We start from the raw sequence: 25,555 nt of genomic DNA on the forward strand, positions 1-25,555 counted from the left end.
AAAGATACAACTTTGCTTTGGCCTAGATATCTATCGGCACTCAGGCCGCTTCGAGATTTCCCAACAGGATGGAGGTCATGTCCACGTTGATGACCCCATCCACCGCCACAACATCGACACCCGTCTGATAGGTTACATTGTCCTTGGTTATTCCGGAAAGGTCCGCGTTCTCATCCAGAAATACCCATTCAGGGTCATGGGCCGTGGGCTGCCCGACGGCGACTTGCAAAATTGCAAGCGCATCCAGGGCGTTCACGGTGCCATCCCTGTTGACGTCTGCCGCTATCAGGTTTTCCGCGGTCGCTGGACCCCATGTCGGGTCAAGACCAACCGAGATACGCAACACTTGCAAAGCGTCCAGCGCGTCAATCTTCCCGCTTGCCGTGGAATAGTGTTTGGTGATGTCCAGCACTCCGGGAAAGGTGCCATCGGGCAATTCCAGATCAAACCGCCCCTGACTATCTGCGATGGCGGATACCGTACCCCCGCCGTCCGGCGTGAACCGGATTTCCGCATCCGTCAGCCCCGGATTCGCAACCTGGCTGTCCACCGTAATCTGCCCGACCAATCCATCAGAGCTGCCCGGTGTCAGCCCGCCCAGGTCCCCGAAATCTACCGGGATGTGATCCGGTCCGGCGAAGCCTGCGCCAAAGATATCCGTGCTTGTCAAAGCGCCGCCCGACGCGGATTGGACCTGCACGATCTCGCCGCGATATTCGATCTGAGCCCCGTTTGCTGTGCTGGTAAAGGTCAGTTGCTGAGGCGACCGCAACAGCAGGTAGTCGAACATATCCAGACGATCCAGGCCCGCCTGAAAATCGGTTATTGTGGTCAGACCGCTACCGGACTGCATTACGAAGATGTCGGCCCCTGCACCACCTGACATCGTCGTCGCACCCTTCCCCGCGATGAGAATGTCGTCTCCGGCGCCTCCTAAAAGGGTCGTGTCCAGAATACCGCCGCTGAGGATATCGTCCGACGCGCTCCCGTTCACGGTACCGAACCCCTTGCGCACCACACCCAGATCATCGACCGGGACCGTCAGGACGTTCACCCCGGCATCCTGTTGTGATGTCACGAGAATTTGCAGCTCGTCGCTCACATGTGCAACCGCCAGCGATTCGACATTCTGCAATCCACTGGCCAGCGTATCCTCGAAACTGTCCATATGAACAAGTTGACCTTCGGGTGTCAAAGTGAACAGAGACAGGCCATCATCGCCGCCGCCTGCAACCACAAAGACCCGACCGTTCACGTCTATGACCTCCAGATCCTGAACCGATTCAAACCGCGTATGAAGCGTATCAAGCACATGGTCCGTCGCCTTCAAACTTCCATCGCTGTTCAATTGAAGAACACTGAGAGAGTTGCTTCCGGACCCCGCCACCACGACCCAGGATTTACCGTATGCCTCTACGGTCTCGACATCCGTTGGAGTAGAAACACCAAGGGTTCCGAGCGCCGAATCATTGTTGATCTCGGTTAAAGTGCCGGTGCCGGAATCGATGCGATATGTCGAGACAGAGTTTGTTGCCGCGTCACTTGAGATCAGAAAATGTTCCGAACCCGACCGCAACGTCTGCATGGCATCCGCTGTGCCGGCAATCAAACCCGCAAGACTGAGCGTCCCGTTCGCGTTCACATGGTAGGTTCCGATATTACCTGTATCCTCATGCGCCATCGCAAGGACACCCGAAGACCCAAGTGAAAACTGTACGATGGCCGAGATATCTCCGCCTCCGTTGAGCACACCCGTTTCCTTCAGGTTACCGATCGTTCCGTCCGCGTTCACGTCATACCCGACCAGGCCCGTGGCAGTGTTGATGTCGAGCGCAATCTGCTCGGTTCCCGCCAGCGTTATCGACGTGGCACTGCGCCCCACCTGGAAGGTGATCGAACCGCTGTAATACTCGGTATCAACCAGCTGCGGCAGGGCACCGTCGACCAGCCGCCAGACCGCGACGCCGCCACCCGGGCCGGTCACCGTGTAGAGATACGTATTCCCGTTAAGCGTTTTTAAAGCCGTATCGCCGATACCTGAATCGAGCGCCGTGCTCCCCGTTGCCACTACACTTTCGAACTGAAGCATCACAGCCATCACCTCCTGCGCCACCCCTGGCAGTTACGGCAAGATGACCAGATGAGCAGACCGAAACCGAAGCAGAATTGTGGTGAAAACGAGAAGTTCGGTTTCAGTTTAACTCAATTTTTTCAGGTCCGATCGCAACGGCAACAAATGGGAAAGACAGATGAGCAAAACGCCAAACAGCACATCCTTTCCTGTTGCGATGATCGCGGACACCACATGCGAGGGCACGATGACCAAAGCACCTGAGGCCAACAACCGTCCGGCGGCTGACTCAACGGACGGAGATCGCAAATCTCAAGTTCAACAATGGATCAAGGGAAAGCTTGGTCGTTGGGCGGGTCGCGGCGCGGCTGGCGGCCTCATGTCCACATTGATGGCCTTGCCTGCCTTGTCACAAGCAACCATCGAAGAGCTTTACGCCTTCCAGTTTGCAGAGACAATTCCGGGTGTGCGCTCCGCCAAGTTGCTGAAAAACGGCGATGTTCTTCTGAAAATGGCTGACGGTCGGACGATGATCGTGGCGGCGGAAAACGTGCAGGTCCTGGACAGCGGCGCAATCATGATCGCAGAAGAGGCGGTTGCTGAAATCGCCCAGTTCAGCGCAGCTGAAGCTGGCGCAGCAGCTGGCGGAATCAGCGGCGCCGGGGCTGCGCTGGGCGGCCTCGGGCTGGCTGGTGCAGCTGCCGCTGCGGGCGGAGGTGGCGGCGGCGGCGGCGATTCCCCGGAACCTGTCGCGCCAGAGCCTAAACCCCAACCCCAACCCCAACCGGAACCGAGCTATACCAGCCTGAACCTGGCCGAACTTCAGGCAACGGCATTGAACAGTGCCATTACCAATGCCGCCGCACCCGAAGGAACATCGACAGTCGAGGTCACGATAGGTTCGCTGGTCAAAACCGTAACACCCAACGATGACGGCAGTTGGAGCATTTCTCTCACTGCGGCCGAAGCAAATGCGCTTCCGCAAGGCGTCTCTACGGTGACAGTCAGACATCTGGACGATTCAGGCACGGAACTGTCCAGCGAATCCGTCAAGTTCGATATTGATACAATTCCTCCAACCCTGTCGATCACCGGGTTTTCCGATGGCGCTGTTTTGAATTCGATCGAACAGGCAACGGATCTGACGGTCACCGGAACAACCGATGCAGAAGACGGGCAGACCGTTACCGTCTCAATGAACGGGCAAAACTATTCGGGCACGGTATCCAACGGACACTGGAGCGTCACTGTCCCGGCGGCAGACCTCTCGGCCCTTCCTGATGGCGCGACGATTGACGTTACCGCGGATGTTGCCGACGCGGCGGGAAATTCCGCACCACAGGCGAGCGGAAGCTTTGATACTGATTTCACTGCACCAACTGTTTCTCTGGATCCCGTGGCTGGCGGCTCGATAGAACTGATCGACGTAGCCGGCGACCTGGCCTTGACCGGTTCCACCACGGCAGAGGATGGTCAGACCATCATCGTCACGTTCAACGGACAAGTGCATACAAGCACCGCGTCTGGCGGAAGCTGGAGTGTAACGATCCCCAATTCCGATTTGAGCAGTCTTTCCACCGGAGTGCCGGCATCTGTTCTGGTAGCCGTCGAGGACGTGTCGGGCAATCCGGCAGTACCGCTTCTTGTATCGGTTCCCGTGGACCTGACCGGCCCTTCCATTTCTATATCACCGCTTCCTGTTGGGTCCGTACTGAACGCAGCCGAAGCCGGATCCGACTTGACCATCAGCGGGCTGACGTCAAACGTTGAGGATGGTCAGCAAGTTACTGTAACCCTCGATGGTCAAACATATTCCGGCACAGTATCTGGCGGGGCCTGGAACGTGACTGTGCCAGCTGGGGATCTGGCGTCCTTGTCGGATGGAGGCAACTTCTCTGTTACCGCAGATGTCGACGACGCCAGTGGCGTCACGGCACCGCAGGCCGCAGTGACATTTTCCAAGGATGTGACCGCGCCGACGCTTAGCATCGACAGTTTCTCGGACGGAGCTGTCATGAACGCATCCGAGCGGGCCACGGATCTTTCCATCTCGGGCAGTACGACAGCTGAAGACGGACAAATCGTAACCGTCAGTCTGAACGGGCAGTCCTATAGCGCAACGGTTTCTGGCGGCAATTGGAGCGTAACCGTACCTGCTTCGGATCTGGCAGGTCTTTCTGACGCGGCGACCGTCACCGTAACCGCGGATGTCTCGGACGCTGCCGGGAATCCGGCCTTGCAAGCGAACAACAGCTTTACCACCGATTTCACGCCACCGACGATCGGAATTTCAACCGTATCCGACGGGGCCGTCATGAACGTCGTTGAACAAGGAACCGACCTGACGGTGTCAGGAACGTCCGATGCGCCCGACGGAACAGTTGTTACCGTCGAAGTCACGCGCGCTGACGGCACTACGGACGTCACCGGAACGGCAACAGTAACCGGGGGTACTTGGACCTATACGGCAACCGTGACAGATTTGTCTGCCCTGCAAGACAACGAGACTTACAATATCAATGCGTCGATCTCGGACGCGGCGGGAAACCACAATCAAACCACGACAAGCTTTGCCACTGACTTCACAGCACCTTCAATAACCATAAACAGTCTGCCTGTGGGTGCCGTGTTGGACGTGACCGAAAGGGGCGTGGATCTTGCAATCTCAGGCACGACCACGGCTGAAGATGGCCAGACCGTTTCGGTCACATTCGGCGGGCAAACCTATACTGGCGTCGCATCAAATGGCTCGTGGGCAGTTACCGTTCCAGCAAGTGGTCTTGGAATGCTCTCTGACGGAACGAGCTATTCCATTTCCGCCACTGTTGACGATCTGGCCGGAAACAGCTCGGCCGCGGCGAACAGCTCACTTTCCACAGATTTTCGCCCCTTGTTGACGTTGAACGATGTCGGGGTCAACAATTCGATTGGTCTTGCCGATGCCAAGGCCTCCGGGATTACTATCGGCGGGTCATCGACCGGATTGTCAGTCGGCCAGTCGGTGGATGTCACGTTAAACGGCAGTTCGGTCGGATCTGCAACGGTGGCCGCAGACGGATCCTGGTCGCTGGCTGTCGCGGCGTCCAACTTTTCGGCAGTAGAGGCAGGTGATGACCTTGTCTTTTCCGCGCAGGCGACAGTTGCGGGTAGACCAGATCCGCTGTCGGTTTCCGAGCAAGCCGTTGCGCACGAACCCGCCGCCTATGTGATTTCTGAAGTTGGGCGCTCGGGATCTACAGTGACGTTCGCAATCTATGCCGAAGCCGACCGCGATATCTCTGGTGGTCTGGCGTTGACGGCAGAGCTCGGATTTGACCCTTCGGTTGTCACCTTCAACTCTGCATCGGTTTCGGAAAACAACGCCTTCGATTTGTTTTTGGCCAGCCCAGGCGCCGGGGGCGCGATGAATTTTGCCGGGGCCGCGACAACCTTTGCAGATCTTTCTCAGCCGCTTGTCACTTTCACGATGACGATCCAGAACTCCAGCCAGCCTATTGAGCTGACAATCAAAACGTCTGATGGCGGACCAACGACAGTGCAGTTTGGCACCAATGGTGATGACACGCTCAACGCTGCGAATACGGACACTATCACGCGCGGCGGTGTCGGCGACGATACCATTGATGTTTCTGCAGCAGGGCGAGACATCGTCGTCTTCGAGGCGGACCCGGCCAGCAATGGTACAGATATTGTGACTGGCTTTACGATTGGCCCGGCTGCGGATGTAACTGACGCACTGATGTTCCGCGGGCTGGACACCAATACGCTCCGCGGTGATGGCACCGGGTTCGAATTGCTTTCCACCGGGGACACGTTGGGCACAAACACCGGATTTGTCGGCCTCAGCACGGTACTCACAGACCTCAACCTCAGCACAATCGAAGCCGCTGTCGAGAGTCTTGCCGGAGCCATGGCGGGCGATGAACTTTACGTGATGGCAACCGACGGAACAAACAGTGTTTTGGTCAAGATAGATTTCCAGGCGGCGAACGATGCCAGCGTTGAAACCGTGGCCACGTTCCAAGACCTGAGCGATCTGAGCGGCCTGACCGCAGATAACATCCTGCACACCGACCCGACCGGGGCAACGGCCTGATCCAGACCGGCGCACATACAGACGTAATTCAACATCATGAGGCAGTTATGGCACAGAATGGCTTAACTCCGGTCAGTCTTGGACGACATGGTCATCGGTTCTGGCGGCGGTTCACCTCGTTCGATTTCGCAGGGACTATGGCAGATTGCCCTGTGGTCGAAGCAGAAATTCTTCAGGCCGCCGCCACATTTCCAATCACTTTTCGGAAATCTGAACACGGCTTTTACCCAGTGGCTGTTTTGTCCATGCAACCAGACCAGCCTACGCCATTTGTATCAGCGCATGGCAAATGGCTGGCGACTTATGTCCCATGCGTCTTGCGCTGTGCTCCGTTTCGGCCACGACTGATTGAATCGGATGGTGACGGCAGTGACGAATTGCTTGTCGACGAAACGGCGGGGCTTATCACTGACAATCCGGAGGACGAGGTATTCTTCGACAAATCTGGGCAATTTGCGCCGGAACTGAAAAAAGTCGCAGCCTTTTTTCGCGCCCTGCAAGAGTCGATGAAATACACAACTCATCTGTGTCGTGTTCTTGCTGACATGGGATTGTTTGGTCCGCTTACCTCTTTTCAGGGGGTTGAGTTTCCGAGCGGGCATTTTGGCGTCACGCAGAAAGCCCTGGAGAAAATTCCCCGCGCGCACTTGTCACTGCTTACATCGAATGGGGGGTTGCGACTGATTCACGCTCATCAGATTTCGCTGACCCATAGTATCTGGCTGACACATGCACATGCCCGCGCACATCGGGAAGCTGATAGTTCTCTGACACAACAGACCACCGGTGTTTCAGGGTTCTTGGACGCGTTGGTTGCGGCACAACAGAAAGAAGAAGCCATGGACCATTGCAGTCAGGAGGGTCATCATGCGTTCCTGTAAAGCAGTGTTGTCCTGGGTTGCGTTCGCTCTGCTTGCAATAGCGTTGTCCGCCTGCACGCCCCCTCCTGATTTGACTCCAGTGGCAGTGTCCTTTGCACCCGGGACCACCGGTGCAGGGGCAGCAAAGCCATCGGCAAAGCTCAGCAGTAGTGCATTCGGGCAACGCGTGCGCCAGGCGGTGGAGACAAGCCCGACACTGGCGCAAAGTAATACCAGGATGGATATCGCATCAGCCAATCAAGATGCAGCGGAAGGCGCCTTTCTTCCGCAGATCTCGTTGGGAATAAATGCACGGTCCGAACGGGTCGAATCTGATATTGCAGATGTTTCACCCTATCTGAGAATTTCACAATTGGTTTATGACGGTGGGGCTGCCTCGGGGGATCTGACGGCAGCCCGGGCACGTGTTCTGGAAACACGGGGCGATCAGATTCAGACGGCATCGGCCACGGCGCTGGCCGCCATCGAGACCTATGTGCTTGTCATTGATCAAAGAAAAATACTCCGCATCGTGGCCGACAATGTCTCGGTTCATGAAGAACTGGTGCGTCAGATTTCGGACCGCACAGCGGGCGGCGCCGGTTCAAATGCAGATGTTCTGGCCGCTCAGTCCAGAATGGCAGATGCACGCACAAGACTGGCTGACGCGCGATCACGAACTGATCGGGCCGAAGCGCGGTTTCGAGAAGTTTTCGGGACTTTTCCCGGATCATTGCCCCCTCCTGTACCAGCCCCACCGCTGAATAGAAGTGATGCCCAGATCGTGATGAACAGCCCTCAGATCCGTAGGGCGGATGCCAGCTTGCTGGCAGCCAAAGCCGAATGGTCGGCCGCTCAGGCACGGCGCAAACCGAACGTTCGGGTCGCCGCATTTGCCAACCAGGATGACACTCGGGATGCAAATTTTGGCGTGGATCTTTCTTTCAACTACGAGCTGGACAGCACCGGCCAACGCCGCGCCGCCATCGCCGCCGCAGAAGCAAAGGTGAAAGAAGCGGAGTTCGCGCGAGAGCAATTGGTTCGCGAAATCATGCGGGAGCTGGGCTTTATTCGATCCGATCAAAAAGCAGGCGCGGAACGGCTGCGCGCGGCCCGTATTGCGGCAAGTGCCAATGCCGACAGTGTTGCTGCATCCCGCGCACAGTTCTCGATCGGGCGTCGCAGCCTGATCGAAATCCTGGACGCTCAACGCGATTACGTAAATGCGCAAGAACGCCTGATTCTGGCCGAACAGAGTTATTTTCTGACCAACTACGCGGCTCTGAGCCTTACCGGAGACATTCTGGACCTGCTCGGAATTTCGCTTGGCAATTGGATCGAGGTGAAATGAGCACGTTTAAATCAATGCAGGACCGCGCCCGTTTGACATGCTACGAAGCCTGCATTCTGAATATCGCAGCGACGCTTGAACGCCCTCTGACCCTTGCAACGATCCAGGCGTCGCAGACCGGTTCGGACGGGGATCTGACTGTTCGTGACATCCTCTCGGTGGCGGAAAACACTGGTCTACAGGCGGGCTATGGCGAGCGGTGCATCGCGAGTTTTGACGAAGCATTGGCCCCGGCCTTGTTGCTGATGACCGAAAACAAGGCTGTTGTGTACCATGGCCGCGCAAAAAACGGTGCCTTGCTGATCTATGACCCGGAACTTGGTGAAGGAATCGGCGAAGTTTCAGAAGAACAGCTGGCCAATTCATACACCGGTTTCGCGGTCTTGTTTCGGCGAAATCATACAGATGAACTGGACGCCGGTCACACGGGTAACCGAGGTCATTGGTTTCGCGCGGCGTTGTCCGCCAATCGATGGACTTACATACAGGTTGCTCTCGCTGCGGCTCTGGCAAACCTTCTTGGCTTGTCGACCTCAGTTTTCATCATGGTTGTCTATGATCGCGTGTTGCCCAATGAGGCAACCGAATCGCTTATTGCCTTGACGGCGGGCGTAGCTCTGGCGCTGCTATTTGACTTCGTGCTGAAATTGCTGCGAGCGGCGTTTATCGACAAGGCCGGGCAAAAAGCCGACTTGTTCATGGGGCGGCGAATTTTCGACCACGTTCTGAACATCCAGATGAAGTCACGCGCGGGTTCCACCGGCGCCATGACCAGTACCATCCGTGAGTTCGAGACCCTGCGTGAGTTCTTCACATCCGCAACGCTTGTTGCCGTCGTGGATCTGCCGTTCATCGGGTTGTTCGTATTTGTGATTTACCTGGTCGGCGGACAACTGGCATTGGTCCCGGCTCTGGCCGTGCCTGTGGTTCTGCTGACAGGTTTGGCCGTACAGCCGCTTCTGTCGCGCATGGCAGAAAAGAGCCTGTCCGACGGGCAGTCCAAACAGTCGGTCCTCGTAGAAGCCGTCTCGGGCCTTGAAACGATAAAGACAACAGCAGCGGGCCGGCAAATGCGTTCCCGATGGGAGCAGGCGATAGAACGGCAATCCTCGCACGGTGCTCAGAGCCGGACCGTTACACAATTTGCTCTCAACCTGACCGGTTTTACGCAACAAGCGGCACAGGTGTTGATCGTATTTTATGGTGTTTTTCTGATCACAGACGGCCAGACCAGCATGGGCGCTTTGGTTGCCTCAGTAATGCTGACAGGGCGGGCCCTGGCACCCTTGGGCCAGTTAGCGCAAACGTTGACAAGGCTTAACCAAGCCCGAAGTGCATACCGAAATCTCAACGCGCTGATGATGGCGGAAAGCGAACGCCCACTAGGCCGAACATGGGTGAACCGGCCCCATTTCAAAGGAGCGATCGCCTTCAACAACGTGTATTTTTCCTACCCTGACCAAGGGGAAGATACCCTGCAAGGCGTTTCATTCACGATCAAACCGGGTGAAAAAGTGGCGATCCTTGGTCAGATTGGCTGCGGTAAAAGCACCATCGCACGTCTGATGCTGGGATTGTACGCGCCGCGTGTTGGATCTGTTACGTTCGACGGTCTTGATATCCGCCAGATCGATCCTGGCGATCTGCGCCGCAATATCGGATCCGTCTTACAGGACATATGGCTCTTTTCCGGATCAGTCCGGGACAATATCGCAAGCGGTGCAATCCGGCCAAAAGATCACGAACTGATCGAAGCAGGCCGCGCCGCCGGGGTTGAGGATTTCGTGGCCATCCATCCCGGGGGTTACGATCTTCAACTCGCGGAACGCGGCGAAGGCCTCTCTGGCGGACAGCGTCAAGCCATTGCCCTGGCAAGGGCACTAATAGGCCGTCCGCCGGTTCTCTTGCTGGATGAACCAACAAGCGCGATGGATGTCAAAACCGAAGCCCAGGTTATCCAACGTCTGAAAGAATGCACGGCAGAGTCCACCATGGTTGTCATTACACACAGAACCAGCCTGTTGGAGCTTGTTGACAGAGTCATCATCCTTGAACACGGGAAAATCGCGGCGGATGGCCCCAAAAGCATGCTGACGCAACATGTTCGCCGGACAGGGAGGCACCTGAATGTCGCAGCATCCTGATCTGGCCACCCTGGCGCGCGAGATGCAGGGACGCTCTCCTGTTCGGAGTTCCTTGCTGCTTTTGGTGATTTTGCTCTGCCTGATCGCCGCCCTATTGTGGGCGCACCTGACTGAATTGGACGATGTCACGCGCGTGGACGGCCGGATCGTGCCTTCCGGAGACATCCAGCTGATCGAAGCCACCGAGCCCGGCGTATTGCAGTCGTTGCATGTGCGCGAAGGCCAACTGGTCGAAAAAGGTTCTCTGCTTATGGAACTGGAAACAACCCAAATTGACAGTCAGCTCAGTCAGGAACAGCAACGCGCGTTCGGGCTGATGGCGCGCATCCAACGCCTTCGGTCCGAAATTGATGGGACACAACTGGATTTCGATGTTCAACTGATCAACGGCGCGCCTACCGTCGTGCAATCTGAAACTGCACTGTACCAAGGCCGGCGGGCCGAGTTGGAGGCAGAAATAGCCATCTTGGAGCGTCAGCGTCAGCAAAAACAGCGAGAATTTGAGGAAGGCCTGGTCGATCAAGTGACGGCAGAGGAAACCTTGCTGGTCCTGGCTGAAGAAAGGGCGATCATGGCGCCGCTGGTCGAGCGTCAAATGGAGCCTGCAACAACATTGCTTGCGTTGCGGCGGAGTGAAGCCGAATGGCGCGGTCGCAAGGTGCGGGCAGAAGCCGTAACCAACAGATTGCAAACGGGCTTGGACGAAATCGACGATCGAATTCAAGCGGTGCGAAGCCGGTTTCGCAGCGCCGCGCTGACGGACCTGGCGCTTGCCACTGCCGAGCTGGCTGCCTTGCAACCCGCCCTGCCCGCTTTGCGCGACCGGGCCTCAAGGGCGCAGGTTCGGTCTCCGGTACGCGGCATTGTAAACCGGATTCATCGCTCTACCATTGGCGGTCTTGCCCGCAGTGGAGAGGACCTTGTTGAAATCGTGCCGCTGGACGACACATTGCTGGTTGAAGCCTATGTAAAGCCCGAGGACATTGCGTTTCTGCATTCTGGTCAGCCTGTGAAGGTCAAAATCACGGCTTATGATTTTGCACGATACGGAGCGTTGGATGGGGAAATCATCCGCATCGGAGCAGACACGGTCACTCGATCTGAGCGTAATGACGAAGAGGTCTTTGTGGTCGAGATTCGAACCAAAAGCACCATGCTTGATGGGAATGGCATAGCAGTCGAAATCATACCTGGAATGATCGCCGAAGTCGACATTCTGTCGGGTCGCAAAACAGTGCTGGACTATATTCTGCAACCGGTTGTGAAGATAAAGGATCAGGCATTGCGCGAATGAGCGATGGGGCAATTGGGGACAGACGTGTCACTTCCGATACGGAAATCTCGGAGTCAGCAGCTTCAGCACGGAAGGCTCGAAAGGGTCAAACAAACATGGAAAACAACTCATCTGACCAAGTCTCGGCCGGTTGGATCTGCGACTACTTCCAACCGACATCACCCAAGAATATATACCCCGCCCCATAGATCGTCTTGATCAACCGCGGGTTCTTGGGATCTTCTCCCAGCTTGGTGCGCAACCTGGAAATCCGAACGTCCATCGCCCTGTCAAAACTGTCTCCGGCTGCGCCACCCAGGGACTCCTGCATTTGCCCTCTGCTGATCAGCCGCTTGGGGCTTTCCAGAAACAGCCGCAGGACTTCCCCCTCTGCATGGCTGAAAGGCGTTTCGTCACCTGATTCACTTTCAAGGACGTATCGGTCAAAATGTGCGGTCCAGCCGTTGAATTCCGCCGTATCCGAATGAGAGGTCTGAGTGCGAGGTGTTCTTAATCTTGCCCTGATCCGCGCCACGACTTCCGCAGGGTCAAACGGTTTTGTAATATAATCGTCTGCCCCAAGTTCCAGCCCCGTAACACGGTCCTGCACCTGCGCGCGCCCCGAAATGATGATCACTGCCGCGCCTTGTTCCAACGCCAGACGATGAACCAACGCCAGCCCATCCGTATCCGGCAATGACAGGTCGACCAGACAGACATCGGGCGTCACACGGTTGAGCGCAGCCTCGAACTCTCGTGCGCGGGAAAAACTCTGCGTACGGAAACCGGCATCCTCCAGAGCGTCCGTCAGGATGCGCCGGATTTCGGGTTCGTCGTCGAGGATGGTAACCAGCGGTTGCGTCATCAGGCGGCCTCGGTTTGGATCAGGGCTGACAATTGAGCCTGCGAAAACGGTTTACGCAACACCGGGGCCAACGCAAGGGCGCGCTGGTACAACGGGTCCGAACTGGGCAGCGACGTCATAAGGATACATGGCAATCCCGGCTTCACCTGCCGCAAAATGTCCAGACCGGTACCACTTCCTTCGAGACGGATATCGGACAGGACAAGAGAAATGTCTTCAACGCTGTTAATCAACGCCAGCGCCTCATCTACCGAATTGGCCTCGATGACGGCGAAGCCCAGCTCTACCAGCATATCCCGAAACTGCCCCCGCAAATCTTCGCTGTCTTCGACCAGAAGTACCAGACCGTCTTGCACGGGCGGAGCTGGCCGATAGGGCAACCGCAAAACGACGGACGCGCCTGATACCGTGTTCTTGAGATTCAGATCGCCCCCGGCCAGCTTGACAGTGTCATACACCATGGGCAGACCAAGCCCCGACCCGTCGCTTCCCTTGGTGGTAAAGAACGGGTTCAGCGCCTTTTCCAGCGCCTCTGGTGTAAAGCCCGGGCCAGTGTCCGATACGGTGATTTCAACCCAGATTTCTCCGATGGTATGCGCGCTGATTGTAATCTGACCCGAACTGCCGCAGGCATCCCGCGCATTCAGCACTAGGTTCAGCAACGCATCCTGCACCATTCCCGGGTCCAGCATCAAAGCCCGGTCGGGCAAAGTGTTGACCACCGACAAACCGACGCCGCGCGGCAAGGAAGGCGAGGCCAATATTCTCAGGTCTTCCAACAGCGCCTTCATGTCCGTGGCCTGAGGATGTGGCGTTCGGTTCCCGGTCATATCCGCAATCCGGTTCAGCAATTGCCCACCCCGACGCGCCGTTTGCTGTGTCGCGGCAACCAGCTCATGTGCTTCATCCGACAGGTCCATTTTGTTCAGTTTGGACTGCATCCCAAGGATGATCGTCAGCAAGTTGGAGAAGTCATGGGCCAATCCACTGGTCATCTGGGCGGCCATAGCCCGCCGACGCGTTTGCTGCAAAACGACGCGCGCCTGCGTTTCTTCGGTGATATCAACCGACATTACATAGACGCCACCGGCGTCATCGGGCGTGAATGAAACGCGGATACGGCGGGAATCCTGATCCTCGGTGAACTCGAATACGGAGGTTTCTCCGTCATATGCTTTTGCCAGATGCGCTTTGACCCGCCGATACGCGGCGGCACCAAGAGCTTCGGATATGTGAAGCCCAAGAACCTCCGACGGACGTCCGGGAAGGACCGCGCTCAAACGGCGGTTGGAGTAGTCATATCGACCAGTGCTATCCAAATGCGCGATATGAGCCGGCATCATTTCGGTCATCATGCGTGTGCGGGCTTCGATTTCGGTCAGCTCGCGTTTGGCCTCTTCCAATGCCTTGATCGTGGCCGCAAGCTTTCGGTTGGTTGCAGACAGTTCTTCGGCGTGGCCGAGTAACTGTTCCGACAATTCTTCCGATCGCGCCCGCAGCAGGTTTTCTGCACGCCGGGTGCCGGTAATGTCAGTGTAAACCGCAACCCATCCGCCCTGTGGCAACGGCGCGCCTTCTATCGAGATAACCTGCCCGTTGGGCCTTACGCGTTCCATGTAATGAGGCTCGAAAGCCAAAGCCTGCTCGACGCGCAGGTTCACCATTTTTTCCACACTTTCTTCGTCACCGTATTCGCCACGGCTGGCGAGAAAATGGATGGTATCCCGAAACAAGGCTCCGCGTTCGACCAGCTCGTCCGGCAGGTCGAACATTTCCTTGAACCGACGATTGCTCAGCACCAGTTTCAGGTTGCTGTCATAGATCGAAAGCGCCTGACCGATGAGATTCAGTCCGGCAGTCGTCATCGCCTTTATGCGCTGTTCGGTGATGTCCAGGTTCGTCTTCTCCACGCCCCATGGGTACCATCAGAATTGATGCGCCGGTAGTGGAATTGATGAACGACAAAACGTCTCATGCAACTTCCATGATCCAACTGAAAAGAGCGCGAAAGCGTGCAGTAATCCTAATATCTGGAACGGGACTTCGCGCCTTCGGAAGTGATGGAGTGCAACGACAAGGTATGATCCATGTTTCGCATCCGATGGCGCAGCATCTGTCTGCCCAACCGGGCAAGATCAGCCGCAAACGCGGGGTTTTCCGCAAGGTTTTCGAATTCTCCTTGTCCCTGGTGATCAAACAGGATCGGCGGCAGGTCGGCTGCAAATTCGATCAACGTGAATCGTTCGTCCCGCAATATTCCCAGACAGGAATCACTGTTGCCCGTTCCCAACCGCCGCTGCCAGAGGGTCGGTTCTTCGGGTTCCGAAAAATCCAGCTCGCTGAAGGAATAGCTGCGCCAATCACCGGGAACGTCGCCCTGCAACAAGGGCAACAAAGACCTGCCATCCATGGCGTTTGGAACAGTCTGCCCAATCCAATCAAGGATAGTCGGCGTGACATCAATCGACTCGGTAGGAACGGTCACTTTCGCGCCGGCCATGGCCTCGTTCCCCGGCAGACGTATCATCAACGGTGTGTGATAGGCCGCGTCGTACACAGTCATTTTGCCCCAGCTGTACCTGTCGCCCAGCATTTCGCCATGATCAGCCGTTATGACCAGCATGGTATCGTCGTATTGCCCACTGTCCTTGAGATACTGAACGACGCGCCCGATATGGTGATCGACCTCGGTCGCCAATCCCAGATAAACGGCGCGCAAAGTGCGGATGTTTTCATCCGTTGGCTCAACGTCAGCAAAGCCATGAACGAACTTTTCTGCCGTATAAGCGTCCAGCTTTGGTCCGAAAAACGGATGCAGTGCCTTTTCAGCGGCTTCGCTTGGCAGGCGTTTCGGCAGAGGGATTTCCGCCGGATCGTACATGTCGTTATACGGGGCAGGCGCAACCAAAGGCGGATGAGGACGGATGTAAGTCAGATGAGCAAACCATCCCTCGCCTTGATGAGGTGCAATCCCGTCCAGAAACGCATCGGTCAGGAAGGCTGTGTCGCTGTGTTCTGCCCGATACATGGCCGGGTCGTTCAGCTTGGGCGTTTGACCATCCGGTGAGACAGGCTTGAAAACATCCCAATATGTATCGAACGTATAGCCATTTTTCATTAAATATGATCGCCAAGGGTATGACTCTTCCAGGCGCATTTCGACAACTTCAAGGAACCCGTTCATCGATTGCTCGTAAGATTTGAGCACGGGATCGTTGGGATCATGGACTCGGGGATCGGCAGAGGTATCGGTGTACCCGAACAGCATCGGCATATAACCCGCCTTTCGCATTTCCGTGGCGATGTTCGGCGTATCATGACGCAGCGGAGTACCATTTCGCACGGAACGGTGGTTCATCGCGTATTGGCCGGTCAAAATCGATGCGCGGGATGGCCCACAGGGATTGGTGACAGAGAAGTGGCGCGTAAAACTGACCGCCTCGTCCATGAAAGCCCGAAGGTTCGGTAGCTGCACGTGCTCGGCCAGAGCGCCGTTCAGGCAATCTGCCCTCAATTGATCGATGATGATGAACAGAACGTTCTTGGCGTGATGCATACCGACTTCTCCGAATTCCGCACCCGGGGTTCCGCAGCGGAATGTGTCCCGCTTCCGTTTTTTGCGCAACCGATTAGTCGAACAGCCCTGCGTTTTCTTTTCCGGCCTGACTTGAGTCGAGAAAAGTAACACCCCTGTTTACAGTTACGCTTGCTTCAACTCATGGTCCGGCGTGACGCCAAGGCCATCCTTTGCGGCAAAAACCACTTCAAAGGGCACAAAGTCATTGCAGACATTGAATGTTTTACTTCACATGGCACCATGACGCAGCCAACGATCACATCAGAGCGCGACGCCAGCGGCAATCAAGTGCGCATTTCTGGTGAGTTGCTCACACAATCCCTGCAAACCGTGGAGCGTGATTTTGCTGCGGTCCAACCTTGCGGGGGCAAAGTCGTTATTGACCTGTCCGGTATAGAAGCATTGGATACGGGCGGAGCCTGGCTGGTTGCGGACCTGGGCCGGAGGTTCACGTCAAACGGTGCCACGCTGGAGTTTCAAGGTGTGAAACCCGCACATGCGACACTGATAGACACGGTGACACGCAGCATCCCGGACAAACCCGGCAAGCTTGAGGACCCTCGTGGATTTCTGGACTGGGTCGCACATGTGGGTCAGGGCACATTCGGAGCCTGGAAGGATACCCTGTCGATTCTCGAATTTCTGGGCCTCACCCTGCACCGCTTGTTTCGGACCCTGGTCATGCCGTGGCGTCTGCGCAAAGCGGCCCTTGTCACTCATATGGAGGAAACCGGGGTCAAAGCCCTTCCCATCGTGGCCCTGATGGGTTTTCTGATCGGTGTCGTGCTGGCCTTTCAGGGTGCGACACAACTGAAACAGTTCGGGGCCGAGATCTTCGTGGTCGAACTGATTTCAATCTCGATTCTGCGAGAGCTGGGAATTTTGCTGACCGCGATTATTGTTGCCGGCCGCTCGGGTTCGGCATTCACGGCCTCGATCGGTTCGATGAAAGTACAGGAAGAGATCGACGCCATGCGGACGCTGGGCCTTGACCCGATCGAGGTTCTTGTCATTCCACGTGTTTTGGCGTTGCTGATCATGCTGCCCATTCTTGGCTTTGTCGCAGATGTTGCCGGCCTCTTCGGCGGCGCGCTGATGAGCTGGATCGATCTGGGCGTAAGCCCTGGCATGTTTGTCACCCGTTTGAAAGAAAACACCGATGTCTGGCAACTTGCGGTTGGGTTGATCAAGGCACCATTCTTTGCGCTGGTCATCGGGGTCACAGCATGCTGGCAGGCCTTGCAGGTCAAAGGGTCGGCCCAGAGTGTGGGGCAGCGTACAACCGCCTCGGTAGTGCAATCCATTTTCATGGTGATTGCAATCGACGCATTGTTTTCGATTTTCTTTTCCGAAATCGGAATCTGACATGAACGATAGCACGCAACACGAAACGGAACAGAACGCAGCACAGCGTGACGCCGTGATCCGCGTTCGCGGTCTCAGAAACCAATTCGGAACGCAGGTGGTTCATGACGATCTGAACCTTGATGTCTGGCGCGGCGAGGTTCTGGGCATTGTTGGCGGGTCCGGAACCGGAAAATCCGTCTTGCTACGTACAATTGTGGGTCTGAACAAACCTGCTGCTGGCAGTATAGAAGTGTTGGGAGTGGATGTCCTGAACGGTCCCGAAGAGGAACGCCGCAGGATCGAACGCCACTGGGGCGTGGCCTTTCAAGACGGTGCGCTGTTTTCATCGCTGACCGTATTGCAAAACGTGATGGCCCCACTGCGAGAACATACGGGCATCAGTGAAAAACTGATGGAATCTCTGGGTGCGTTGAAGATCAGCCTTGTGGGTCTGCCCCAGCTGAGTTGCGGCAAATTTCCATCGGAGCTGTCAGGCGGCATGCGAAAGCGCGCGGCGCTTGCACGGGCACTGGCGCTTGATCCCGAAATCGTTTTTCTGGATGAACCGACTGCCGGATTGGACCCGATTGGCGCGGCTGCGTATGATGAATTGATCGGCGAATTGCAGCAGGCACTTGGGTTGACTGTTTTCATGGTCACCCATGATCTGGACAGCCTTTACGCCATCTGTGACCGAATTGCAGTGCTTGCAGAAAAACGCGTGCTGGTTGAAGGTCCGATTGAGGATATGACCAAAGTGGATCATCCTTGGGTGCAGGAATATTTCACAGGCCCCCGCGCCCGCGCGGCGCAACAGAAGGGTCAGGACAGGTAAAGGCGATGGAAACCAGAGCAAATTACATCCTGATCGGCGCGTTCACCCTTGCGGGACTGTTGGGTGTATTCGGCTTTTTCCTGTGGTTGGCGAAATTCGAAGTGACCCGGCAATACGCTTACTACGATGTATTGTTCGATAACGTCTCGGGGCTTTCGGCGGCGGGCGGAGTGAATTTCAACGGCCTTCCTGTTGGGCAGGTGATCTCTCTGAACCTGGACGAGGACGATCCGTCCAAGGTTCGCGTGCGAATAGAAGTGGATGCAGATATTCCGATCACCGAAGAAACGATCGCCCAGCTTCAATCGCTGGGTGTTACCGGCGTCGGTTACGTTGAACTTACTGGCGGGTCGCCTACTGCCGAAAGATTGCCGCAGGACAGCGTGATCAAAAGCAAGCGCAGCACCATCCAGTCATTATTTGAAGGCGCACCAAAAGTGCTGGACGAGGCCGTTACACTTCTGGAAAGCCTGAACAAGGTCGTCGACGACAAGAACCGGCAAGCCGTGAGCAGCATTCTGGACAACCTTGCCTCTGCGACTGGCCGGCTGGACAAAACATTGACAAGCTTTGAATCCGTGGCCAGCGACATAGGCAGTGCAGCCAAGAATATTGGTGAATTTTCAAAACGTCTGGACCCTTTGATCGAAACGGCGGATACGACCCTCAAGACCGGCACGGACACGCTCAATTCGGTCAAGTCCGCGTCCGAGTCAGCCAGGGCTGCGCTGGACGAAGCGAAAACGACGATCGAAACGGCAGACCGCATCTTGCAGCAGGACGTTCGACCTTTCATCGAACGCGGGTCGCAACTGGCCGAACGGTTGACCCTCTTGTCGGACGAAGGCAGCGTCACGCTGGGGATCGTGAACGAGACCGTGTTGAACGCCAACACGACACTTGGTTCGATCACATCTGCAATGGACACGGCCAAAGGTGCGCTGTCTTCGGCGGAAACGGCCTTTGAATCGGCCAACCGCGTCATGGAAGAAGACGTGGCGCCCGTAGCGGAAGATATCCGGAAGGCGGCCAACCAGATCACCGAAACAGTCTCGAACATTACCGGTAAGATCGATCAGATTTCAGACGATGTCCTGAGCGCTTCGAACTCTGCGTCAGAGCTGCTGGGGACAATTGACGGCATCGTTCAGACCAACCGCCGGCAGGTGTCAGACTTCTTGCGGGTGGGTCTGCCGCAATTTATTCGCTTCGTCGAAGAATCCCAACGCCTGGTAATCAGCCTCGACCGTCTGGTGGACAAGGTCGAACGTGATCCTGCGCGGTTTCTGCTGGGCACCCAAGCATCGGAGTTCCGTCAATGATCAAGCCTGCAATTGCAATTCTGACGTTTGCATTGGTCGGTGGATGTGCCGGTTTGGGCACTTTGAAACAAGCCGCGAAACCCAACGATCTGTATCTGTTGACACCCAAAAGCACATTTTCGTCGGCGTTGCCGCGAATACAAAAACAGATCGTAGTTGAAGAACCAACAGCAACCGCCGCTGTGAATACGGATCAGATCGCCATTCAGCCCACCCCGTTACAGGTTCAGTATTTGCCGCGGGCACGTTGGGTGGATCGCGCACCCCTGATCGTTCAGACGCTGTTGATCGAAAGCTTTGAGAATTCTGGCAAAGTCGCTGCCGTTGGCCGGTCAACGGTCGGTCTGCGTGCTGATTACGTGATCGCACCGGACCTGCGCGAGTTTCAGGGGATTGTTGTCGCGGACCCCGAGAACGGAGATAAAATCCGTATCGAAGTGCGCATGAACATCAAGGTCATCGATGAATACGACGACAAGATCATCGCTTCGAATTCGTTTCAGGAAAATGTCGTTGCCGCAAGCGACCAGACATCAGATCTGATCAAAGCGTTTGATTTGGCCTTGGGGCGCGCGATGCGAGATTCTGTTGAATGGAGCATTCGCAGGATCAGCACGCATGTGGCCAACAATCCCAGATAGAACCCCAGTTGAGTTAAGCCACATGTCAAAACAGTAAGTGCGGGCGCAGTTCGCCCACACCTGTTCTGGGTAAACGGTTGTTAACGGATCGGGTCTCAGAAACGAGATGCCGAAGCGCGTTCCCAATCCGCCGCGAATTCCTCGGGCACAACACCTGCCAGCAGCGCACCATCCTCCAGATAGGTGTAGAGGTCACCATAGGTTCGCTCATGCTCGTCCGCCGTGCGCCGCAAAATGTCGCGTGGATGCAGCTCGGACACTTTTTCCTTTCCCATCGCACCCAAGAGTTCGCGGAAACTTTCGAGTGTTGCGTCGTGATACCGGTGAACGCGCCGCCGCTTTTGCGGGATGTTCACAGCGCGCCCGCGAACGGGATCCTGGGTGGCGACCCCGGACGGGCAACGGTTGGTGTTGCAATGCAAGGCCTGAATGCAGCCCACCGCAAACATCATCGCCCGTGCCGCGTTGCACATATCCGCACCAAGCGCGAATTTCTCGACCATGTCGTATCCGGTCGCCACTTTGCCCGCGCAAATGATCCGGATCTTGTCGCGAAGCCCAACGCCACGCAGGCAATTGTTTGCGAAAATCAGCGCCTCGTTCAGGGGCATACCCAGACGGTTGGTGAACTCGACCGGGGCCGCGCCTGTACCCCCTTCTGATCCATCAATGGTGATGAAGTCCGGCAAAATCCCTGTCTCGAGCATGGCCTTGCAGATCGACATGAACTCGGAAGGTTTGCCAATACACAATTTGAAGCCGACAGGTTTGCCGCCGGACATTTCGCGAAGATCTTGAACGAAGTGCATCAACCCCGAGGGCCCGTCAAAAGCGCTGTGAGTTGGGGGGGAAATCACATCCTGATGCTCGGGCACCCCGCGGATTTCGGCAATTTCAGCATCGACCTTGGCAGCGGGCAGAACGCCCCCATGCGCAGGCTTGGCACCTTGGGACAACTTGATCTCGATTGCCTTGACCACATCCTTTGTGGCCTTTTCGGCGAACTTGTCCTTGTCAAACCCGCCTTCCGGCGTTCGACATCCAAAATAGCCCGTCCCAATCTGCCAGATGATATCGCCGCCTTCGGCCAGATGGTGAGGAGACAACCCGCCTTCACCGGTATTGTGGGCGAAACCTCCATCCTTTGCCCCGCCGTTCAGCGCGCGGATGGCGTTGGCGCTCAGGGCGCCGAAGCTCATCGCCGAAACATTGAGACGCGAGGCGCTGTAAGGCTTTGTGCATTGTGGCCCGCCCAACATGACGCGATCTTCGCTTTTGTCCACGTGCTTGGGCGCAAGCGAATGATTTGCGCGGTGATATCCGACCTCGTTTATGTCGTATTGTGTTCCGAAGGCCTGCGTATCCATCTGGCCCTTGGCGCGGGAATAAACCAGGCCGCGTACGATCCGGTTATAAGGTCGGCCGCTTTCGTTGGTTTCAACGAAATACTGTCGAATTTCCGGGCTGACGAATTCAAGCATGTACCGGAAATGCCCCAGAACCGGATAGTTGTTCAGCACATTGTGCTTGGTAGTCAAAACATCGTAAAGGCCGATGACCGCGTAGGGCACCAAGATGACCAAAAGCCAATGTACGGGTGGCCAGAAGAACCCCAACAGCAACACGAGCGGCAGGCAGACATAGCTCAGAAAATAGTAGATCCTGCGTACAATCATGTTCCTGTCTCCTCATGTTTCCGACCGGTAGTTGCGCGTTCCAACAGCACTCAACGTGAAACAGATTGATTTTTAATTGCAAGCTTTCGAGGGAATTTATCCGCCCAAAGACGAAAACGTGAAAGTGCGTTACGGTGGCTCAACAGTTGAACAGGGTGTCGCCAGTGGATATGCCACGCATACCAGAAGGCGACAGGCATACACTTGACAAAGACGCATTCCCAACCCCGACGCGACCGAAAGAGCCTTATGTTTCTCGCCGTCTTTGCCGGAGGAGCGCTGGGATCGTTGTTGCGCGAAGTTTTCGCGCTGGAAATCCCCGGCCTCAGTTTCCTCACGTCGACCTTCGGCATTAACGTGGCGGCCTGTTTCGTCTTGGGGTGGCTGTATTCAATACGTCACAAGGTGCACGCGCATGTTCTGCATCTGGGCGCGGTCGGATTTTGTGGTGGGTTGTCCACCTTTTCATCTTTTGTAGCTGATCTGGAACGTATTACCGAAAGTGATCTTTGGGCCGTGCCGCTTGCTGTCGGGTTGGAAGTCGCGTTAGGCATTGGCGCTGCCCTGGTCGGAGAGAAGCTGGGCAACCATTTTCATTCCGAGAGGTCACCGTCATGAATGACCTCTATCTTCATGCGATGTTCGGACTGGGCGGAGGCCTGGGGGCGGTCCTGCGTCATTGGCTGGCTTTGAAAGTGCCGCACGATTTGCCCTTTTCGACGTTGATCGTCAATGTATTGGGCAGCCTGCTGCTGGGAATCTGGATCGGCTATCTGGGCGGCCCTGTCGACATTCCCGAGGATCAAAGACGGCTGGTCTTTGGATTCTGCGGCGGGTTCACCACGTTTTCCAGCTTTGCCTATCAATCTCTTGAACTTCGGCGCGAGCGCACTCTGGTTCTGGCAGCTGGCAATATCCTGATCAGCCTGGTGCTGTGCTGGTTCGCCCTGTGGCTTGGGCTGACCTTGACGCGCTAATGCACATGAGCGGCAACATGTGACCCGGGCTTCGGAGCGCGACAAAAGAAAAGCAATGGAATTGTCGCCAAGGCAAGCAGACCCAGATTGTTGAATACGGTCAAATAGGAAATCATCTCGGCCTGCTTCATGATTTCCTGGCCCAGAATGGCAGCACCTTCAGCGCTGTCCGGCGCAAGGCCAAGCGGGCTCAGATACGCCTGGGCCGCGGGGTTGTAGGGCGTCACATTCTGGCTGAGCACCGCCGTATTGGTCTGCAACCCGCGTACAACCCAGGTGCCGACCAGCGAGATGCCAACCGACGACCCCAGTTGCCTTGTCACGTTGAACAGACCAGAAGCTTCGTCCTGCCGGCCTTTACTGATGCTCTCGAAAGCCAGTATCGACATGGGCACGAACACAAGACCCATCCCGAGGCCGCTGATGGCCCCCGGCCATGCGAGCTCCCAAAAACCGGCATTGAGGTTGATGGCCCCCATCATGAAATTCCCTATTGCTGTCAGCAACAGGCCGATGCCCGCCAGCAGGCGCGGATCGAAGCGGTTTACCAGAACTGCGCCGGTCAGAACCATGGACAGCCCTGCGGTCAGGCCACGCGGAATGAACAGATGGCCCGACGCGATGACTGGGAAATCCAGCAGACTTTGAACAAGCGTCGGCAAAATCGCGATGCCCCCGAACAGAGACACGGCAAAACCCGCGATGATCAGATTGCACAGGGCAAAGTTTCGGTCTGCGAACAGACGCAGGTCCACAACCGAATTGCGTGAGGTCAACGCGTGAAAAATGAAACCAAACGCCCCGATAACTGCTGCGATCACAGCCACCTGGATGACGCGGGACGACATCCAGTCCAGTGTCTCGCCTTGATCCAGAACGAATTGAAGGCACCCGATTCCAATAGCCAGCAGAGCAAGGCCTTTCCAATCGATCTGAACCTCCTCGGTTTTGTCTTCCGGCAATTCTCCGGCCAGCAGAAGCAGCGCAAGGGCCGCCACAGGAACATTGACAAAGAAGACCATCCGCCAGGAAAAATATTCGGTCAGGATTGCACCGACCGTTGGCCCCAGTACCGGCGCCACCACGACGCCCAGACCGAAGATGGCCATTGCCTGTCCGCGCCTTTCCCGCGGGAAGGCATCAAATAGAATGGACTGGGACAAAGGGATCAGGAAAGCGCCGAACATGCCCTGAGCCAGCCGAAAGGCAACGATGACCTCAAGGCTCCAGGACATGCCGCACATCATCGACATGACGGCAAAACCAGTCACCGCCGTCAGGATCAACCGTCGTCGGCCCACGCGTCGGGCGACGAACCCTGTCAACGGCATGATGACCACCGCGGAAACGATATAGCTGGTCAGAATCCATGTCGCCTGATCGGTCGTCGCCCCGAATGCGGCCTGGATATGCGGCAACGCCACATTGACAATCGTACTGTCCAGGACTTCCAGAATGGCGCTGAGAACAACGGCGATCACGATCACCATGTTCACATGGCCGGACGCCACAGGGGTCATTTGTCGTCCACCGGACCTGTTGTATCTACGACAACTTTGCTGCTGCCTCCGACACGCAAGGGCGCATCGGTCGGGTCAAGCGCGATCCGAACCGGAAATCGCCGGGTGACCTTGACCCAATTCCCGCTCGCGTTTTCCGAGGGCAACAAGGAAAACGTGTCCCCAGACCCTCGCCCGATTGACGCCACCTTACCTGTAAGCGTCGTTCCGGGGAGCATATCGACACGTATTGTGACCGGCTGCCCCGGACGAATGCGCGCCAATGCGGTCTCTTTGAAGTTCGCGTCCACCCACCAATCGGACGATTCGACAATCGAGAATTGCGGGGCATTGGCGGACACCGAGGATCCTGGTCGAAGAGTCAGATTGGCGATCCATCCGTCGGCCGCAGCATGGATCTTGGTCCAGGCAAGGTTGGTTTGCGCAATTTCAAGTTGTGCCCGCGCAGACAGGATATCATCCTGTTTTGCCTGCAACCCGCTTTTCAGTGCCAAAAGGCTGGACTGGCTGGTCGTCAACCTTGCAGAGGCTTGGGCGAAATCCGATGCCGTCTGATCCAGCGATGCCTGTGCGACATCGCCTGATGCGAACAGGGCTTTTGCACGTTCAAAACTCTTCAATGCAGTATTGTAGGCCGATTGGGCGCTGTCCACCGAAGCCTCTGCCGCCGCAATCTGTGTGGAATAGGATTTGGCCTGTTGTATCGCACTATCCAGATTGGCTTTGGCTGCATCCACAGAAGCCTTGAATTGAGTGTCGTCGATCGTGAAAAGCAGATCGCCGTTTTTCACGGGCTGGTTTTCGATCACATGTACATCGGCCACCTGCCCTGTCACCTGTGCAGCGACATAGATGATGTTCGCGCCCAGATATGCATCCTGAGTGGACGGGTAGCGCTCTTCGTGCCTCCAGAACAGAACAAGACCGACTGCAATTGCTGCAAGTATCAAAGCCACGGCTGCGATTTTGAGTGGCTTCATTCTCATATCCCTTTCTGCAC

Annotated in this window: 18 protein-coding genes; 11 read left to right on the forward strand and 7 right to left on the reverse strand. The window is 56.4% G+C overall.

Annotation, left to right across the window (positions count from 1 at the left end; all coding sequences use genetic code 11):
• Nucleotides 1–40: 40 nt before the first annotated feature.
• Nucleotides 41–2,098 carry a dockerin type I domain-containing protein gene (locus I9185_RS14690; protein ID WP_245223580.1) on the reverse strand — a complete coding sequence of 686 codons (2,058 nt, stop codon included), beginning with the start codon at nt 2,096–2,098 and terminating at the stop codon, nt 41–43.
• Nucleotides 2,099–2,249: 151 nt separating this feature from the next.
• Here I9185_RS14690 and I9185_RS14695 point away from each other — a divergent pair, with 151 nt between their 5' ends.
• From I9185_RS14695 to I9185_RS14715, 5 genes are read left to right on the forward strand one after another with little or no spacing between them, the layout of a single operon-like run.
• Nucleotides 2,250–6,167: an Ig-like domain-containing protein gene (locus tag I9185_RS14695; RefSeq protein WP_245223581.1), complete on the forward strand. Its 3,918-nt coding sequence runs from the start codon at nt 2,250–2,252 to the stop codon at nt 6,165–6,167.
• Between the two features lie 47 nt (nt 6,168–6,214).
• Nucleotides 6,215–7,048: a SapC family protein gene (locus I9185_RS14700; protein WP_210093420.1), complete on the forward strand. Its 834-nt coding sequence runs from the start codon at nt 6,215–6,217 to the stop codon at nt 7,046–7,048.
• Nucleotides 7,035–8,378 (forward strand): TolC family protein, encoded by a 1,344-nt coding sequence (locus tag I9185_RS14705; RefSeq protein ID WP_210093421.1) that lies wholly within the window; start codon nt 7,035–7,037, stop codon nt 8,376–8,378. The genes I9185_RS14700 and I9185_RS14705 overlap by 14 nt, the downstream gene beginning before the upstream one ends.
• Complete coding sequence (locus tag I9185_RS14710; protein WP_245223583.1) at nt 8,375–10,522, forward strand: type I secretion system permease/ATPase; 2,148 nt, start codon at nt 8,375–8,377, stop codon at nt 10,520–10,522. Before I9185_RS14705 ends, I9185_RS14710 begins: the two co-directional genes overlap by 4 nt.
• Nucleotides 10,506–11,816 (forward strand): HlyD family type I secretion periplasmic adaptor subunit, encoded by a 1,311-nt coding sequence (locus I9185_RS14715; RefSeq protein WP_171636357.1) that lies wholly within the window; start codon nt 10,506–10,508, stop codon nt 11,814–11,816. Before I9185_RS14710 ends, I9185_RS14715 begins: the two co-directional genes overlap by 17 nt.
• A gap of 142 nt (nt 11,817–11,958) precedes the next feature.
• On the opposite strand, the gene I9185_RS14720 is transcribed toward I9185_RS14715, so the two are convergent.
• The 3 genes from I9185_RS14720 to I9185_RS14730 all read right to left on the reverse strand — a co-directional run bounded on the left by I9185_RS14720 (nt 11,959) and on the right by I9185_RS14730 (nt 16,216).
• Nucleotides 11,959–12,660: a response regulator transcription factor gene (locus I9185_RS14720; protein WP_152460491.1), complete on the reverse strand. Its 702-nt coding sequence runs from the start codon at nt 12,658–12,660 to the stop codon at nt 11,959–11,961.
• Entirely contained in the window at nt 12,660–14,555 is a 1,896-nt protein-coding gene (locus I9185_RS14725; protein WP_210093498.1) for a PAS-domain containing protein, read from the reverse strand. Before I9185_RS14725 ends, I9185_RS14720 begins: the two co-directional genes overlap by 1 nt.
• A 128-nt stretch (nt 14,556–14,683) precedes the next feature.
• A complete protein-coding gene (locus tag I9185_RS14730) occupies nt 14,684–16,216 on the reverse strand; it encodes an alkaline phosphatase family protein (protein ID WP_210093422.1) in 1,533 nt (510 codons plus the stop codon).
• A gap of 261 nt (nt 16,217–16,477) precedes the next feature.
• Between I9185_RS14730 and I9185_RS14735 the strand changes: the two genes are divergently transcribed.
• From I9185_RS14735 to I9185_RS14750, 4 genes are read left to right on the forward strand one after another with little or no spacing between them, the layout of a single operon-like run.
• Nucleotides 16,478–17,602: an MlaE family lipid ABC transporter permease subunit gene (locus I9185_RS14735; RefSeq protein WP_209835126.1), complete on the forward strand. Its 1,125-nt coding sequence runs from the start codon at nt 16,478–16,480 to the stop codon at nt 17,600–17,602.
• Nucleotide 17,603: 1 nt separating this feature from the next.
• Complete coding sequence (locus I9185_RS14740) at nt 17,604–18,419, forward strand: ATP-binding cassette domain-containing protein (protein WP_171636362.1); 816 nt, start codon at nt 17,604–17,606, stop codon at nt 18,417–18,419.
• Between the two features lie 5 nt (nt 18,420–18,424).
• Nucleotides 18,425–19,741 (forward strand): MlaD family protein, encoded by a 1,317-nt coding sequence (locus tag I9185_RS14745; RefSeq protein ID WP_210093423.1) that lies wholly within the window; start codon nt 18,425–18,427, stop codon nt 19,739–19,741.
• Nucleotides 19,738–20,382 (forward strand): ABC-type transport auxiliary lipoprotein family protein, encoded by a 645-nt coding sequence (locus tag I9185_RS14750; protein ID WP_210093424.1) that lies wholly within the window; start codon nt 19,738–19,740, stop codon nt 20,380–20,382. Before I9185_RS14745 ends, I9185_RS14750 begins: the two co-directional genes overlap by 4 nt.
• A 95-nt stretch (nt 20,383–20,477) precedes the next feature.
• Here the strand turns inward: I9185_RS14750 and I9185_RS14755 are convergent, their stop codons facing one another.
• Nucleotides 20,478–22,058: an FMN-binding glutamate synthase family protein gene (locus I9185_RS14755; protein ID WP_210093425.1), complete on the reverse strand. Its 1,581-nt coding sequence runs from the start codon at nt 22,056–22,058 to the stop codon at nt 20,478–20,480.
• A 249-nt stretch (nt 22,059–22,307) separates the two neighbouring features.
• Here I9185_RS14755 and I9185_RS14760 point away from each other — a divergent pair, with 249 nt between their 5' ends.
• Complete coding sequence (locus tag I9185_RS14760; RefSeq protein WP_210093426.1) at nt 22,308–22,676, forward strand: CrcB family protein; 369 nt, start codon at nt 22,308–22,310, stop codon at nt 22,674–22,676.
• Nucleotides 22,673–23,035 carry a fluoride efflux transporter CrcB gene (gene crcB, locus I9185_RS14765; RefSeq protein ID WP_210093427.1) on the forward strand — a complete coding sequence of 121 codons (363 nt, stop codon included), beginning with the start codon at nt 22,673–22,675 and terminating at the stop codon, nt 23,033–23,035. Before I9185_RS14760 ends, crcB begins: the two co-directional genes overlap by 4 nt.
• Here the strand turns inward: crcB and I9185_RS14770 are convergent.
• Together I9185_RS14770 and I9185_RS14775 are read right to left on the reverse strand one after the other, a co-directional pair.
• Nucleotides 23,032–24,555: a DHA2 family efflux MFS transporter permease subunit gene (locus I9185_RS14770; protein ID WP_210093428.1), complete on the reverse strand. Its 1,524-nt coding sequence runs from the start codon at nt 24,553–24,555 to the stop codon at nt 23,032–23,034. The genes crcB and I9185_RS14770 overlap by 4 nt on opposite strands.
• Nucleotides 24,552–25,535 (reverse strand): HlyD family secretion protein, encoded by a 984-nt coding sequence (locus tag I9185_RS14775; protein WP_210093429.1) that lies wholly within the window; start codon nt 25,533–25,535, stop codon nt 24,552–24,554. The genes I9185_RS14770 and I9185_RS14775 overlap by 4 nt, the downstream gene beginning before the upstream one ends.
• Nucleotides 25,536–25,555: the final 20 nt, after the last annotated feature.

It is taken from the genome of Ruegeria sp. HKCCSP346 (assembly GCF_017872595.1).
Taxonomy (GTDB): Bacteria; Pseudomonadota; Alphaproteobacteria; order Rhodobacterales; family Rhodobacteraceae; genus Ruegeria.

Excerpts from the sequence above, each read along its gene's own strand:
- I9185_RS14730 (WP_210093422.1), bottom strand. The coding sequence starts at position 16,216 with ATGCATCACGCCAAGAACGTTCTGTTCATCATCATCGATCAATTGAGG.
- I9185_RS14740 (WP_171636362.1), top strand. The coding sequence starts at position 17,604 with ATGAACGATAGCACGCAACACGAAACGGAACAGAACGCAGCACAGCGT.
- I9185_RS14750 (WP_210093424.1), top strand. The coding sequence starts at position 19,738 with ATGATCAAGCCTGCAATTGCAATTCTGACGTTTGCATTGGTCGGTGGA.
- I9185_RS14760 (WP_210093426.1), top strand. The coding sequence starts at position 22,308 with ATGTTTCTCGCCGTCTTTGCCGGAGGAGCGCTGGGATCGTTGTTGCGC.
- I9185_RS14735 (WP_209835126.1), top strand. The coding sequence starts at position 16,478 with ATGACGCAGCCAACGATCACATCAGAGCGCGACGCCAGCGGCAATCAA.
- I9185_RS14775 (WP_210093429.1), bottom strand. The coding sequence starts at position 25,535 with ATGAAGCCACTCAAAATCGCAGCCGTGGCTTTGATACTTGCAGCAATT.
- I9185_RS14700 (WP_210093420.1), top strand. The coding sequence starts at position 6,215 with ATGGCACAGAATGGCTTAACTCCGGTCAGTCTTGGACGACATGGTCAT.
- I9185_RS14695 (WP_245223581.1), top strand. The coding sequence starts at position 2,250 with ATGAGCAAAACGCCAAACAGCACATCCTTTCCTGTTGCGATGATCGCG.
- I9185_RS14720 (WP_152460491.1), bottom strand. The coding sequence starts at position 12,660 with ATGACGCAACCGCTGGTTACCATCCTCGACGACGAACCCGAAATCCGG.
- I9185_RS14690 (WP_245223580.1), bottom strand. The coding sequence starts at position 2,098 with ATGGCTGTGATGCTTCAGTTCGAAAGTGTAGTGGCAACGGGGAGCACG.
- I9185_RS14745 (WP_210093423.1), top strand. The coding sequence starts at position 18,425 with ATGGAAACCAGAGCAAATTACATCCTGATCGGCGCGTTCACCCTTGCG.
- I9185_RS14705 (WP_210093421.1), top strand. The coding sequence starts at position 7,035 with ATGCGTTCCTGTAAAGCAGTGTTGTCCTGGGTTGCGTTCGCTCTGCTT.
- crcB (WP_210093427.1), top strand. The coding sequence starts at position 22,673 with ATGAATGACCTCTATCTTCATGCGATGTTCGGACTGGGCGGAGGCCTG.
- I9185_RS14770 (WP_210093428.1), bottom strand. The coding sequence starts at position 24,555 with ATGACCCCTGTGGCGTCCGGCCATGTGAACATGGTGATCGTGATCGCC.
- I9185_RS14755 (WP_210093425.1), bottom strand. The coding sequence starts at position 22,058 with ATGATTGTACGCAGGATCTACTATTTTCTGAGCTATGTCTGCCTGCCG.
- I9185_RS14715 (WP_171636357.1), top strand. The coding sequence starts at position 10,506 with ATGTCGCAGCATCCTGATCTGGCCACCCTGGCGCGCGAGATGCAGGGA.
- I9185_RS14710 (WP_245223583.1), top strand. The coding sequence starts at position 8,375 with ATGAGCACGTTTAAATCAATGCAGGACCGCGCCCGTTTGACATGCTAC.